This window comes from Acetobacterium fimetarium, assembly GCF_014284475.1.
Classification (GTDB): Bacteria; Bacillota; Clostridia; order Eubacteriales; family Eubacteriaceae; genus Acetobacterium; species Acetobacterium fimetarium.
Genome location: NZ_WJBC01000007.1, coordinates 32,728 through 46,665 on the forward strand (window position 1 = coordinate 32,728; position 13,938 = coordinate 46,665).

A 13,938-nucleotide genomic window follows, 5' to 3' on the forward strand; every position below is an offset into this window, starting at 1 on the left:
ACACTGTCTGGATGATTCATACTGTCACCTTCCCATTATTGATTAATTGAAAAGAAGGAGCGTGAACGCTTTGAAAATTCATTCAGATGTCGATATGATAAAAAAGACCTGGACTGATTTTGTGAATGATGGCATCATCGGTAATATTATTCGCAAACCCATTGTTGATTCCTGGATCCGCTGTCAAAAAGCAGGCATCGATCCGCGGACAGTCAATCGAACCCCTACGGTGAGTGAAGAAAATTTTCAAAAACGCCTGCAACTGAATCAGGTACTGCTGGATGTCAGCATTCCTTTCATGGTTGAATTGCAGGAATTCGTCAACAAATCGGGTTTTTCAACGACGCTGACGGATCCTAACGGGGTCATCCTCGAGCTGATTTGTGATCAATCAATTATTGAAGAAGCTTTCACCAAAAATCTGGTCCGCGGCAGTATCTGGAATGAAGCCATGGCCGGCACAAATGCGACCGGTCTAGCCATCGATCTGCTGCAGCCAATCCAGGTTATCGGCGCCGAGCATTATTACGAGTGCTACCATGATTTAACCTGTTCCGCGGCTCCGATTCTTGATGAAACAGGGAAATTACTCGGTATTCTTGACATGTCGGGTCCCCGGGAGCTGGCCTATCCTCATACCCTGGGGATGGTTGTGGCAAGCGCTCGAGCCATATCCCGGCAGCTTTGCATTGCTGAATCCAATCGTCAGGTTGATTTAACGAATCATTACCTCAGCACCCTGATTGATTCCATATCTGATGGTGTTGTTGCCGTGGATGTAAAAGGAAAAATAATCGGCATCAATTCTCATGGCGCTAAAATTCTTAAAACCACCACTTTTGAATCTTACGGCAAAAACATTCTGGATATTATGGATGGGGAAACCATTTTAGACCATACTGGCCAGCAGCCATCACCGGTTAATGAAAAAGAAAAACATGTCGTGACCAAAAGCAAAAAAATCAATTGCCTGGTCAACAGCAAATTAATACTCCATGATAACGGCACCGTCGTCGGCGCTGTTGCAACCCTCAAAGACGGAGCAATCAAAGCGATTGTTCCGGAGAAAAACAAAAGAAAAGGAACCCGGTTTACCTTTGATGATATTATCGGTGAAAGCTCAGAACTGCTGCGCTCTATTCATCTTTCGGAGATAGCCGCCAAAGGCAGTTCCACCGTATTATTGCAGGGCGAAAGCGGCACCGGCAAGGAAATGTTTGCCCAGGCTATTCATAATGCCAATCAGTCGGACAAACCTTTCATCGCCATCAACTGCGCCGGTATTCCGGAAGCCCTGATTGAAAGTGTTCTTTTTGGCTATGAGGAAGGTTCTTTCACCGGTGCCAGCAAACATGGGAAAATCGGCAAATTTGAATTGGCCAAAGACGGCACGATTTTTCTGGATGAAATCGGCGAAATGTCATTAAACACCCAAACCGTTCTGCTTCGTGTTTTACAGGAACGTTATATTCAGCGGATCGGGAGTTCAAAAGATATTCCGATCGACGTGCGGATCATCGCCGCCACCAATAAGAATCTTGCCGAAGAAGTGAAAAAGGGAAAGTTCCGACAGGATCTGTACTACCGACTCAACGTTTTGCAGATTGATATTCCACCTCTGCGCCGGCGAAAAAAAGATATCCCGATTCTCGCCAATTTTTTTCTTAATGAAATCACAACCGCCTGCGGGAAATTCATTGAGCCCCTGCACCCGTCAACCATCGCAACGATGCAGGAGTACGAGTGGCCGGGAAATGTGAGACAGTTCCAGAACGCCATTGAACAGGCGGTTAATTTTACTGAAACCAATCGAATCGACGACTACTTTATTGCCAATTATCTGCCAAATATCAATGAGCAATTAACTGCCGTCAGCATCGGATCACCGCCGCTTGAGGATACCAATGTGGATTTGAAAGAGCTTGAGCTGAGTACCATAAAAAAAGCACTGACGCTTTTTCCGGAACGTAAAAAAGCGGCTGAGTATCTGGGTATCTCACGCAGTACCCTCTATCGCAAGTTAAAACAGTACCATTTGGAGGATTAGCGCATGAAAAAGGACTTGAACTGGATTGATCTCGGACTGATTTCTTACGAACAGGCCTTTGAGCTCCAGGAAAGGATTCATCAAAAATGTGTGGAAGGTGCCGCAAAGGATACCCTTCTTTTCCAGGAGAACCCTGCGATCATCACCCTGGGGCGCGGCAGTCATGACAAAAACCTGTTGTATTCACCGGGTGAACTGGCTGCGATGGGAATCAACCTCAGTGCGGTGAGCCGGGGCGGCGATGTCTCCTATCACGGCCGAGGGCAACTGATCGTCTCCCCGATTCTTCACTTTGAACGTTATATCAAGGGCGCCCATCACTACGTCCGCTGTCTGGAGCAGGTGGTCATCAACGTTCTGGGTCACTACGGCTTGTCGGGAAAAAGAATAAAAGGACTAAGCGGCGTCTGGGTCAACGATCCCCGAACCGGCACAGAAAGCAAAATATCTGCGCTGGGAATTGCCATCTCGCATGGGGTCACCCTGCATGGCATGTCGATCAATGTCAATCCGAACCTCGCGCATTTTGCAACCATTATTCCCTGCGGGATCGAAGACCGAGATGTCACTTCCATGGCAGCATGCGGATTAATTCCACCACCACTGGCTGAAGTGCGTGATCAGTTTATCACCGCGTTCGATGCGATGTTCGGAACGCAGACAGCCAAACAGACCATTAATAAAATTTAAGGAGAATTAAAATGAAATATGAAATTATTATGCCTGAATTTGCTGAAGGCGCTGAAGAGATTAATTTAAGACAGTGGATGGTTGCCGTCGGCGATACCGTAAAAAAAGGTGACAACATTGCCGAAGCCGCCACCGATAAAATTTCCATCTATGTGGAAGCTCCAGCCGATGGAAAAATCACCGCAATTCTAGCCGCAGAAGGCGACCGCATTCTGGTCGGTCAAATCATCGGCGAAATAGAAGGTTAAGATCATGGCTAAAACACATCAAGATAAAGTGATCATCATCACGGGCTCCTCCCGGGGCATCGGCTATTCAATTGCCGAATACCTCAGCAATGAAGGCGCCAATATTGTTGTGATCGGCCGGTACCTTGAAACCGCGCAGGCGGCAGCTGACAAACTCCCCACCGACTCCATCGCCGTCCAGTGCGACATATCCTCCGAAGCGGATGTGAAAAGAATGGTTGATACCGTGATGGAAAAATACGGCAAAATTGATGTTCTGATCAACAATGCCGGTGTTTTCCCGGTCAAAACGTTCAGTGCGATGACCTTTGAAGACTGGCGTTCAGTCATGACCATCGATCTTGACGGTACATTCATTGCCACCCACGCCGTTTACAAAGTCCTGGAAAAACAGAAACGCGGAAAGATCATCAACATCGCTTCTGTCGCCGGACGCATCGGCGGCTTGGGCTTCACCCATTATTCAGCCGCCAAAGGCGGCGTCATCGCCTTCACTAAGGCGCTGGCACGCGAGGCGGCCCGACTGAATATCCAGGTCAATGCCATTGCCCCGGGGATTGTTGAAACCGACATGGCCAAATCAAATTTCCCCCAGTATGCGCTGAGCGAAGCCACCAAAAACACGCCCGCTGGCCGACTGGGAACGGAAGCTGATCTGTTCGGGATCATCTCCTTCCTCTGCTCACCAGGCAGCGACTATATTATCGGTCAGACCATTTCCGTTGATGGCGGCTACACCATGATTTAACAGAAATCTGACAGAAATGCTGAGGAGTACGCCGATGAATATTCAAGACGCTTTTATCCAGCTGAAAAAAAGCAGCGAAACCATCACCTATCTTGAGGCAAACGGTCGGGAATCAACCGAAACCTATGCCGCTCTTTTTGAAAACGCCATGAAAATACTGAGTGGGTTACAGTCCCGAGGCCTTAACAAGGGCGCCATTCTCGTCTTTCAATTAAAAAGCATTCAAGCCCAGATCACCGCATTCTGGGCCGGTATTCTCGGCGGCATGGTTCCGGTGCTTCTTCCACCCGCCCAGGATGAAAAATCCAGAGCCGCCCTTGAGCTTGTGCTGGAATCCCTGGCGTCCCCCGTCATCATCAGTGACCGGGAAGGCTTCGCGGCGCTTGCCGGGAACGATCAGCTGATATACCGGGCCTTGTCCGAATCGCCAATCGGTAGCATCACTGCAGTTGAAGACGCCGAACCGGGCATGATCCAATTCACTTCCGGCACTTCATCCGCTCCCAAAGGTGCCGTTCTCACCTATAAAAACCTCTATGAAGGCGGGCTTGCGAGCAGCATTATCGTCCGGGAAAATACGTCTGAGCGCTATTTAAGCTGGCTTCCGCTTTCTCACTGCTTTGGTTTTGTGGGCTATCATCTGGTGCCCATCGTCAATAATTTCTCGCAGTACCAGATGAGCCCCGTCCAGTTTGTCCGCGACCCGAACCGCTGGCTGGAAAAGCTTTCCGATTTTTCCGCCACGGTTACCGGAGCGGCGCTTTTCGGAATCGAACACCTGCTGAAAGTCGGTCTGAAAACAGATAAGGCCATCGATCTCGCCGCTGTTTATATCTGTTTTTGCGGTGGCGAAGATGTCAATCCCCTGTCCCTCTCTGCCTTTGAATCCCAGGCTGCGCCGCTGGGCTGGGCCAAGAACACCTTAAAGCCGGCTTACGGCCTCAGCGAAACCACCATGGGTGTCGCCTATACACCTTACGGTTGTGAATTCCGGGTGAATCATTTTCTTGGCAGCGGGATCGCTGTCGGGGAGAAACTGTTCTTCTGCGATCCCGACGACGACACCATCAGCCGGGTCGCAGTCGGCGTATTGGATGAATGTAATGAGGTCGTCATCCGGGATCTTTCCGGCAATGTCCTTGATCCCGAATATCTCGGTCTGATCCATATCCGGGGAACCAATGTTATGAAGGGTTATTATACAAAAACCGATGATGGCATTGCTTCAGTCGATCAAGACGGCTGGTTCAATACCGGGGATCTCGGATTCTTCCGCAATGGCTGGCTGACCGTTTTCGGCCGATACAAAGATATCATCATCGTCAACGGTGAAAACTATCTTGTTTCCGATCTGGAAAAAACCGGCCGGCAGGTCTTACCTGAAGGCATCAGCCTGATTCTGGTTCAGGGAAAAGACCGGGAGAATCATGAGAATTGCCTCATTCTCTTTAGCGACAGCAAAGATCCGGAGATTCTGATCACAGCCGGCCAAGCCATTGCTGATACCTGGCATATTCCCATTTCGTGGGGCGTTCTGATTGATTCCATTTTGCAGACGGCCTCCAGCAAAACCGATCGACTTTCCCTGTCTCTTGCCTGGGAAAATGGGACGTTTCAGAATGACGCCATTCCTTTGATGGACTGCTCAGCCACCACACTGACCGGCGATTACAAGGAAATGGCAGAATACTGGGCGAAAACATTAAAAATACCACTGTCCGCGATTTCCCTCAACAGCCATTTTGTATTCGATCTCGGCGGCGATTCGCTGGGGCTGATTGATCTGGTCTGCCAGTTGGAAACTGCCTTTGGCAAAGCCATTGAACCCGAGATCATCCGCCATCGGCTGACCCTGAAAGAAATGGTTGATTATCTGCAGACAGTCCGGTAGAATTTTAGGTAGTATTAAATGCTAATAGCAGGAACACATATTGTTTTGATGTCGGTTTGCGCAAACCGGCAGCGAAACTTGCGATTGAGCTGAATAAACACAGCAGTTATGGAGAAAACTATGAATGTTGATCAATTGACAAAATTGTTGGAAGATGTTAAAAACAACGAATGCGACGTGAACACCGCACTTGAACTGCTAAAAACGCTTCCCTATGAGGACCTTTCCTACGCCAAGGTGGATCACCATCGTGAACTGAGAAATGGCTATCCTGAAGTGATTTACAGTCCGGGGAAAACCCTGGATCAGATCAAGGGCATTGTTGAAAATATGATGAAGCGCTCCAAAGGTAATATCCTGGCTTCACGAGCGGATCGGGATGTTTTCGAAGCCATAAAATCAGTCACATCCGATGCGATCTATTATGAGGCAGCCCGTTCTGTTGTCGTCAAGCGTGAGGAATACAAAACGACGGATGACTACATTCTGGTTGTCACTGCCGGTACCGCCGATATTCCCGTGGCCGAAGAAACGGCCGTCACTGCCACGGTCATGGGCAATCAGGTCAAACGCCTTTACGATGTCGGCGTGGCTGGTATCCATCGGCTTTTGGACAATGTTGCCATTATCAACCACGCCAAAACTGTTATTGTCGTCGCCGGCATGGAAGGGGCCCTGGCATCTGTCGTCGGCGGACTTTGCGATAAACCCATCATCGCCGTTCCCACCAGCATCGGTTACGGTGCCAACTTTGGCGGCATTTCCGCCTTGCTGGGGATGCTGACTTCCTGCGCCAGCGGCATCGCCGTCGTCAACATCGACAATGGCTTCGGCGCCGCCTGCATGGCTTCAAAAATCAACAAACTGTAACAATTACATCAGGGCCTGGCCCAATTAAGGAGAGTTTACCAATGAAGGTTTTATATTTCGATTGTTTTTCCGGCATCAGCGGCGATATGGTATTGGGGGCTTTCATCGACCTGGGTATTGACCCCGTATTTTTAGAAAAGGAACTGAAAAAGCTCAATCTTTCTGGCTTCAGCATTGAAGCGGAAAGGACCATGAAAAAGGGGATCGCCGGCACGCGCTGCCATGTGATCCTAAGCGAGGACGGTCACCATCACCGGCATTTTGAAGATATCCGGAATATCATCGCAAACTCAACGCTTTCGGATGAGGTGAAAGAAACAGCACTGGCAATTTTTATGCGCGTCGCCGTTGCGGAAGCTACAGTTCATAACGTGCCGGTGGATCGGGTCCATTTTCATGAAGTCGGCGCGCTTGATTCGATCGTTGATATTGTCGGGGCGGCCATCTGCTACCATGCGATGAAACCGGATCTGGTTTATGGTTCAAAGATCAATGTGGGCTGCGGCTGGGTGCGCTGCGCTCATGGGCTCCTGCCCGTTCCGGCTCCGGCAACGGCCGAAATTCTGTGTAATTCCAACTTCGAAATGTACTCCAAGTGCATCGACGGTGAATCCGCAACGCCAACCGGTGTTGCCATTCTGTCCGAACTGGGAACCTACTCTCCCACGACGCCGAGTTTTATTCCGGAAAAAACCGGATACGGATTTGGTGGAAAAGATTTCGGCATTTTGAATGCCTTACGGATTATTCAGGGCCGAAAGAACGAGTCACAGGAAACCATGGTGGTGGAAACCAATGTCGACGATATGACCGGGGAAATGGCCGGTTATGTTCTTGAAGTTTTATTGCAGAAGGGCGCACTGGATGCATTCTATACCCCTGTCTATATGAAGAAAAACCGTCCAGGCATCCACCTCACCGTATTATGCAATGAAAAAGATCTGCCCGTCATCGAAGAAATTATTCTCCGGGAAACATCCACGCTTGGGATCCGGAAATACCCCGTGGTCCGGACCTGCATGCACCGCCATTTCCGGACGATCACCACACCCTTAGGCGATGTGACGATCAAAATTTCCGAACACGGCAGTATTCACAAAGAAACCCCGGAATATGAGGATGTGAAAAAATTGGCTCAGAGTTCCGGCCAATCCTTATGGGAAGTCCTCGAGCTGATTGAAAAATACAAATAGAAGAGGAACAAAATGATTCTACAAAAAGAACGGGAAGACGTGGTACGCTATTGCCAAAAGCTGATTCAGGCGGGTTTGACAAAAGGAACCGGCGGAAACATCAGCATCTATCAAAGAAGCCAGCAGTTGCTGGCCATCAGCCCCAGCGGGATTGACTATTTTGAAACCGAACCGGCGGATGTGGTTGTGCTTGACCTCGATGGCAACATCGTCGATGGCAGCAGAAAGCCATCCAGTGAGCATGAATTGCACCGGATTTTCTACGCCGAGCGGGATGACATTGATGCCATCGTTCACACCCATTCGGTCTATGCAACAGTTCTTGCAACATTGCGAGAGGGCCTGCCGGCATCGAATTACCTGATTGCCCTGGCCGGATTGGATGTCCGTTGCGCCGATTACGCATCCTTCGGAACCATCGCGCTGGCAGAAGCGGCCTTTGACGCCATGAAAGACCGCAAAGCCGTTCTCATGGCCAATCACGGTCTGTTGGCCGGTGGGAATGATATTCTCAACGCATTCAATATTGCCCAAGAAATTGAACATTGTGCCGAAGTTTATGTGAAGGCACGCTCCATCGGCACGCCGGTTTTGCTCAGCGAAGAAGAAATGACGAAAATGATCAACATCTTCAATGAGTCCTACGGACAGAAGAAGGCCAAGGCTGATCTGGTCTGAATGGGCTGTCCCCAAAAATACTAAATAAAAAACGGCTGGGAAAGAGTAGTGTGAATACTCTCCCAGCCGTTTTTTTGTCACAAAAATAATGCGGTCTTTATTGTCTTTGCGGTTCAGCTGGCATTTTTCTGAAAAAGATCATGCTTTGATTTCAAAGGCTTCAACCATTTGTTTAAGGAGCTGGGCCTGTCCGGAGAGTTCTTCACTGGCGGCTGCACTTTGTTCGGCGGTGGCGGAATTGGTTTGTACCACCACGGACACCTGCTCAATGCCCTGATTGATCAGCTCGATCTGCAGGGCCTGATCGTTGGACGCTTTGGCAATATTTCCGACCAGACCCGCTACTTTCTCGATCTCGTCCAGGATTTCTCTCAGACTTTCAGCCGTGTCATCCGCAATCCGGGTTCCGGCTTCCACCTTATTCATAGAGCCTTCAATAAGATCGGTGGTTTCTTTCACCGCTTTGGCACTTCTAGCTGCCAGACTTCTCACTTCCTGAGCCACTACCGCAAATCCTTTGCCATGTTCTCCGGCTCGCGCCGCTTCCACTGCGGCATTCAGCGCCAGAATATTCGTCTGAAAAGCAATGTCATCAATGACCTTGATGATTTTTGAAATATCATTGGATGATTCATTGATTTCCACCATGGCACTCGTCATTTCTGCCATTTGCAGGTTACCAACTCTGGCATTTTTACCGACTGCAATTGCCCGTCCATTTGCTTCATCCGCCCTGATGGCATTTTGTCTGGTTTCATCTGCCACTTCTTCAATGGATGCTGTCAGTTCCTGAATGGAACACGCCTGTTCAGTTGTGCCCTGGGCCAGGGCCTGTCCGCTGTCTGATATCTGAATGGCGCCCATTTCTACCTGAGCAGAAACCCCATCGATATCTGAAAGGGTGTTGCTCAACCGGGTATTGATATCATTCAGGGCGCTTTTAATAGGCAGAAAATTGCCTCTGAATTCAAAATCAATTTCCTGATTGAGATTTCCTCGTCCCATTGCTTCAAGGGTGCCGGTAATTTCACTGACGTAGCTTGCCAGAGACATGATGGTCTCGTTGAGATCATTTTTATTTTTTGCGTGATCTCCCCGGTATTCTCCCTTAACCATGGTATGTAGATTTCCCCGGGCCAGTTGCTGTAAGACCGTTGAAGCTTCTTTGACCGGCTCAATGACTGCATCCAGCGTTTGATTGAAACCTTCAATGACCTGGGCGTACTCCCCTTTGAACTTATTGCAGTTTCCCCGGTAACTGAGATCTCCTTCCACCGCAATTCGAGCCATGGTTTCTGTTTCCTCCACCAGCATAAAAATATTCTCCATCATCGCGACCAGGGTGGGCATCAGTCGGTCATTTTCACTTCGTTTTCCCTCGAGCTGAAGCTTTGGCAAATCGTTGAGATTTCCCTCCCGGATGTTGCCGGCAATCCGAGTAATCGTGAGCAGCAGCCGCCGTATGCCATTGATGGATTCTGCAATTTCTGCGTAGATCCCCAGATAACTGCCCTTGATCGGTTGGCTAAAATCATTGCTGTTCATCATACCCAGCACGCGGTTGCCTTCCTCCAATGCGGCAAGCCCGTCGATACAGGCATTGATACTGTTTTTGAAGGTATCAAAATCGCCGTAATAGGTGGCGGTTATTCTTTGGGGAATTACCCCATTGCCAATTTGTCCGACACAGTCCGCCGCCACATTGAGCGGCGTTATCAGTGCATCCAGAGTCGTGTTGAAACCCTCGAGAATCTCCTTGAAGCCACCCTGAAAGCCATCGGCGTTTCCGCGAAACGAAAGCCGCCCTTCAACCGCCGCCTGGGACATCAGAACAGACTCTGCAATAAGACCTCGGACCGTTACAATGGTCTGTTTAAGGGCCGGCGAAATCTCGTCATCTTCGTCTTTGGGTTCAATATCAGCTGACACATCTCCCGCAGAAATCTGGTGCATGGTTTCAATCACCATATGTTGAAGATCATCGGCAAAACGGTCCATTACTTCGGCCATTTCCCCCACCTCATCCCGACAGTCCATATTCAGACGCATCCCCAGATGCCCCATGCTCATTTCTTTGATCATCGCTCTGATTTTTGAAATGGGTTTAGTGATGGTGGATGCAATAAAAACACCCAATATCAATGAAAGAAGTACACCCGCGGTCACGAGAACAACGGTCATGATCGTCGCGTTTTCAGCGATTGCCACATTGCTTTTGGCCGTATCTTTGACAATCTTCAGCTTCAACTCCATCATTTCCCGATAATTGCTTTCAATCTGGGTGTGGACGGTTTCAAAGTCACTGCTTTTGGCGATGGCCGCCGCCCCCGCATTGTTCCCCTGACGCGCCAAAACAATCATCTCTGAGACCATCGCATCAAACCGGTCTTTAATCAGATAAGTTTCATCCGCAATTTTCACGGCCTCCGGTGAGGTCAATGTGGCCTGAAATGTCTTGAGATTTGCGTCGAATCTGGAATTACATTTAAGTATATCCTTCTCAATGGCATCAATTTCTTCCGATGTTGCTGCCCCCTGCAAATCCTGCAAATCACCAAGTATGCTCTGAAACGAGTCCACGATATAAACCAGTTCACCCAGTGGTTTTGCCATTTTTTCATAAAGATAAACATCTTTTTCGCTGATTTGCCTGATTCCGGTTAATCCCATGACTCCAATCCCGACGGCGATTGCACCAATCATCAAGTATCCCAGAATCAGTTTTTTTCCTGTTTTTAAATTGTAAAACCATTTCATCTTCTTATCTCCCCATCTCACGCTGATTGCTCCTGTTAGTCCATTAAACAAAAAACAACAGCCATAAAGATCACCAAATGCTCCGGTTATCCTGATCGCTGTTAAAAGTCTAACATGACCATCAGCACCGTATGTTAACGGTCTGGGAAGTTTATATTAAGGGGATGTAAATTCATTTAAAATGTGATCCTCTGAATTCTTCCATTGACGAACCCTTTTAGCTGGCTTTTGTGGGAGTCGACACCTCCCCCTTTGGTCTTTCCTATTATTCCCCGACGGACCGGTTCTGGGTGCGACAGGTGGAATGGATGGCCCGATGCTATCCCCATGACAAACTGCTGACGGGCATTGCCAAAGGAGCCACCCATACCAGCAGGGGCTATGACAACATGATGGCCATGCTGGCATCTTATCGGAAGGCGGAGCTCTGCCGGATCATGGGCATTTGCTATGCCAGCTTTCTCAGAGAAAACCGGGATGCGACGTTTGACTTTCCGGTGCTGCTGATTCTGGGAGAATACGACAAATTCGGCAAGGTGCCCCAGTACAATTATGCCTGGGCAACCAAAACCGGCTATCCCCTCGAGATCATCCCCCTTGCCGGCCATAATTCCAATATGGACAACCCGCTGGTTTTCAATGCGGTGGTCGCGGTTTTTCTGGATGCGTTATAGGATGTTTTTTTAATTTTAAAAAAGCCATCCGCAGATGATCTGCGAATGGCTTTATTATACGATAAATGGTGCGCCCGGCGGGATTCGAACCCACGGCCTCTCGGTTCGTAGCCGAACACTCTATCCAGCTGAGCTACGGGCGCATATTCAGTCGTGGCCAGGGATACTTCCGTTGGCCACGAAACATATTATAGCATAGCAAGAATTTATTTGTAAAGCTTTTTATTTATTTTTTAAATGATGCTGCATTTCGCTGCGTTCGCGCTCTTCTTCTATTTCTTGTTCGGTTTTGCGCCGCGGCATAAACCGCTTCGCAAAATTCCCATTGCTGCGGTTACTGATATAGAAGTAACCGATGGTCGAGAAAATCGCCGCTCCGATAAAGTTGACAAACAGATCGTTCATCGTGTCATGCAGACCAACATCGATGTATCCTCCGTAATTCCAGGTGACCCCGTTCACCATGATGTCGTGAATGGGAAGCACGACGGCCACATTTGCTCCCGTCGGATTTAAGATGACCGAGCTGATGGACGAAAGAATGGTGTCTTTTTGCATATCCGTATGAAACAGCATATCCATGCCAAACTCGAAGAATTCCCAGACCACTCCGACCGTCATTGAAAAGCAGAATGCCACCGAAGCCACAAAAATGGGAGAAAGCGAAAAGGTGACTTTTTCATTCCGATTCAGAATATCGATCAGGGAAAAACCAATGGCCGCACAGAGAAATCCGTTGATGGTGTGAAGCATATCATCCCAGCGGTCAAAAATGAGGTAATACTCATTAATTTCTCCGAGGATTTCAGCGCCGAAAATAAACAGCAGCACGATGATCTCGAGTGTACCCGGCAGTACAATGTTCAGCCGTTTATTCAAAACTGAAGGGATCATAAACAGCAAAAGAGTCAGAACACAGAGAAAAACATTGTTGTAATTGTGATTGAACACCTCTGCAATGAGGACGACGACCACAAGAATTCTCAGGGCGATATAAACAAAAGCTTTGATTTTGTTTTCGCGCGCCTCTTCCCAGAATTCGCTGAAGTACTGTTCAATCCAATTTTTGTAGTCAGTCCCCTTTTTCTTCATGGCATATCTCTTTCACTTTATTTATTTTGCTTCAGGAATTATACCATTAATCATGACTGGTTTACAATCACAATTAATTATTCACGCGACACCTGGGCTTCGGCTGTCATGATCGCCGTCCTACCGCACCGAATGCCAATCGAATTTTTATCCTGACGCCGCCCGTTTGCTTACACGGTTTACATACAATGCACTCATTTTAGACGAAAAGCATCATATTCCCGGGGGAATGTTTGAATCTTTGATATAATTGTGACCAAAGCGTGATTGATATTCCGTGAAAATTATTATAAAATAGAGTCATACAGAAAGCGGGAGATAAGCATGTCAAAAAAAACACTTTTAGTTATCACAATTATCACTTTTGTTGTTTTATTTTTTACCGGTTGCACGAAAGATGACGGTACCAAAACCTATATCACTCTGATGACCGTTCCGATAGAAGCAACCATACCAAATGGGCTCCATCTCGACGCTATCCTGAACATCACCAATACTGATCCCAACAATCCCGAAGCTGTAACAAATGCCCAGTTCGGCATTTTCGGTTTTACAAACACGCAGGGAGAAGTTGAATACTACGCTTACGGAAAAAAAGAATCCGTTCTGAATGACCAGATACACCTGATCGAACAAGGTTTTTATCATGTCAATTACGTTTATGACGGACAGACTGTCAGCCTGTCGCTGAAGAACGGCAGTTCCTCGCTCGATAAAGTTAATTACGGCACGGGAACACCAGCGAATTATGAAGGTGATTTGCCCTTCGCCTTTTATACTCCAACTGAACAAACCGGTGTCTATACCTTCACCGATGTTACCGGAACAACTGTCTTCCGGGTTTATGAAACGTTTGCCGGAAAGAACGGCAATTTCTTCCCGGCCAACACAGATGGGACCATCGTTCCCGGTTCGCTTCCGGTTAACGCGGCGAATGAGGCCATGCTTCAGAGCCAGGGCACCAAGGCTGCCGCCCGACTGCTCACAACACCGATTAACTGTCAGAATATTCCGTTCACTTTTGAAGTTTAATCCTCTTGTATTCAGATA

The 13,938-nt window shown here is 48.2% G+C and carries 12 protein-coding genes and 1 tRNA gene; 10 read left to right on the plus strand and 3 right to left on the minus strand.

Annotated features, from left to right (window positions below; all coding sequences use genetic code 11):
* Positions 1 to 70: 70 nt before the first annotated feature.
* From GH808_RS06490 to GH808_RS06525, 8 genes are all read left to right on the plus strand, one after another.
* Positions 71 to 2,047 carry a sigma-54-dependent Fis family transcriptional regulator gene (locus GH808_RS06490; RefSeq protein WP_186841971.1) on the plus strand — a complete coding sequence of 659 codons (1,977 nt, stop codon included), beginning with the start codon at positions 71 to 73 and terminating at the stop codon, positions 2,045 to 2,047.
* A gap of 3 nt (positions 2,048 to 2,050) precedes the next feature.
* On the plus strand, positions 2,051 to 2,737 hold the full coding sequence (lipB, locus tag GH808_RS06495; protein WP_186841972.1) for a lipoyl(octanoyl) transferase LipB: 687 nt from the start codon (positions 2,051 to 2,053) through the stop codon (positions 2,735 to 2,737).
* Between the two features lie 11 nt (positions 2,738 to 2,748).
* The gene (locus GH808_RS06500; RefSeq protein ID WP_186841973.1) at positions 2,749 to 2,985 is read left to right on the plus strand and encodes a biotin/lipoyl-containing protein; all 237 of its coding nucleotides are present in this window, start codon (positions 2,749 to 2,751) and stop codon (positions 2,983 to 2,985) included.
* A 4-nt stretch (positions 2,986 to 2,989) separates the two neighbouring features.
* A complete protein-coding gene (locus GH808_RS06505) occupies positions 2,990 to 3,733 on the plus strand; it encodes an SDR family NAD(P)-dependent oxidoreductase (RefSeq protein WP_186841974.1) in 744 nt (247 codons plus the stop codon).
* 34 nt (positions 3,734 to 3,767) lie between these two features.
* Positions 3,768 to 5,624 carry a non-ribosomal peptide synthetase gene (locus tag GH808_RS06510; protein WP_186841975.1) on the plus strand — a complete coding sequence of 619 codons (1,857 nt, stop codon included), beginning with the start codon at positions 3,768 to 3,770 and terminating at the stop codon, positions 5,622 to 5,624.
* A gap of 120 nt (positions 5,625 to 5,744) precedes the next feature.
* Entirely contained in the window at positions 5,745 to 6,494 is a 750-nt protein-coding gene (larB, locus tag GH808_RS06515; protein WP_186841976.1) for a nickel pincer cofactor biosynthesis protein LarB, read from the plus strand.
* A 41-nt stretch (positions 6,495 to 6,535) separates the two neighbouring features.
* Positions 6,536 to 7,687: a nickel pincer cofactor biosynthesis protein LarC gene (gene larC / locus GH808_RS06520; protein ID WP_186841977.1), complete on the plus strand. Its 1,152-nt coding sequence runs from the start codon at positions 6,536 to 6,538 to the stop codon at positions 7,685 to 7,687.
* A gap of 12 nt (positions 7,688 to 7,699) precedes the next feature.
* Entirely contained in the window at positions 7,700 to 8,365 is a 666-nt protein-coding gene (locus tag GH808_RS06525; RefSeq protein WP_186841978.1) for an L-fuculose-phosphate aldolase, read from the plus strand.
* 138 nt (positions 8,366 to 8,503) lie between these two features.
* Here GH808_RS06525 and GH808_RS06530 read toward each other — a convergent pair whose 3' ends face one another.
* Positions 8,504 to 11,122: a methyl-accepting chemotaxis protein gene (locus GH808_RS06530; protein ID WP_186841979.1), complete on the minus strand. Its 2,619-nt coding sequence runs from the start codon at positions 11,120 to 11,122 to the stop codon at positions 8,504 to 8,506.
* A gap of 230 nt (positions 11,123 to 11,352) precedes the next feature.
* Between GH808_RS06530 and GH808_RS06535 the strand changes: the two genes are divergently transcribed.
* Positions 11,353 to 11,796, plus strand: coding sequence for an alpha/beta hydrolase family protein (locus GH808_RS06535; protein WP_186841980.1), 444 nt, complete (start codon positions 11,353 to 11,355; stop codon positions 11,794 to 11,796).
* Between the two features lie 66 nt (positions 11,797 to 11,862).
* On the opposite strand, the gene GH808_RS06540 is transcribed toward GH808_RS06535, so the two are convergent.
* Both GH808_RS06540 and GH808_RS15805 read right to left on the minus strand, forming a co-directional pair.
* A tRNA-Arg gene (locus GH808_RS06540) sits at positions 11,863 to 11,939 on the minus strand.
* A gap of 79 nt (positions 11,940 to 12,018) precedes the next feature.
* A complete protein-coding gene (locus GH808_RS15805) occupies positions 12,019 to 12,888 on the minus strand; it encodes a DUF2238 domain-containing protein (protein WP_243166136.1) in 870 nt (289 codons plus the stop codon).
* 324 nt (positions 12,889 to 13,212) lie between these two features.
* Here GH808_RS15805 and GH808_RS06555 point away from each other — a divergent pair, with 324 nt between their 5' ends.
* Positions 13,213 to 13,920, plus strand: a complete 708-nt coding sequence (locus GH808_RS06555; RefSeq protein WP_186841983.1) for a hypothetical protein — start codon at positions 13,213 to 13,215, stop codon at positions 13,918 to 13,920.
* The last annotated feature ends 18 nt before the right edge of the window (positions 13,921 to 13,938 follow it).

What these genes read in the sequence shown, in the direction of transcription:
- larB (WP_186841976.1), top strand. Translation starts at nt 5,745, where the DNA reads ATGAATGTTGATCAATTGACAAAATTGTTGGAAGATGTTAAAAACAAC.
- larC (WP_186841977.1), top strand. Translation starts at nt 6,536, where the DNA reads ATGAAGGTTTTATATTTCGATTGTTTTTCCGGCATCAGCGGCGATATG.
- GH808_RS06555 (WP_186841983.1), top strand. Translation starts at nt 13,213, where the DNA reads ATGTCAAAAAAAACACTTTTAGTTATCACAATTATCACTTTTGTTGTT.
- GH808_RS15805 (WP_243166136.1), bottom strand. Translation starts at nt 12,888, where the DNA reads ATGAAGAAAAAGGGGACTGACTACAAAAATTGGATTGAACAGTACTTC.
- GH808_RS06530 (WP_186841979.1), bottom strand. Translation starts at nt 11,122, where the DNA reads ATGAAATGGTTTTACAATTTAAAAACAGGAAAAAAACTGATTCTGGGA.
- GH808_RS06500 (WP_186841973.1), top strand. Translation starts at nt 2,749, where the DNA reads ATGAAATATGAAATTATTATGCCTGAATTTGCTGAAGGCGCTGAAGAG.
- GH808_RS06510 (WP_186841975.1), top strand. Translation starts at nt 3,768, where the DNA reads ATGAATATTCAAGACGCTTTTATCCAGCTGAAAAAAAGCAGCGAAACC.
- GH808_RS06525 (WP_186841978.1), top strand. Translation starts at nt 7,700, where the DNA reads ATGATTCTACAAAAAGAACGGGAAGACGTGGTACGCTATTGCCAAAAG.
- GH808_RS06505 (WP_186841974.1), top strand. Translation starts at nt 2,990, where the DNA reads ATGGCTAAAACACATCAAGATAAAGTGATCATCATCACGGGCTCCTCC.
- lipB (WP_186841972.1), top strand. Translation starts at nt 2,051, where the DNA reads ATGAAAAAGGACTTGAACTGGATTGATCTCGGACTGATTTCTTACGAA.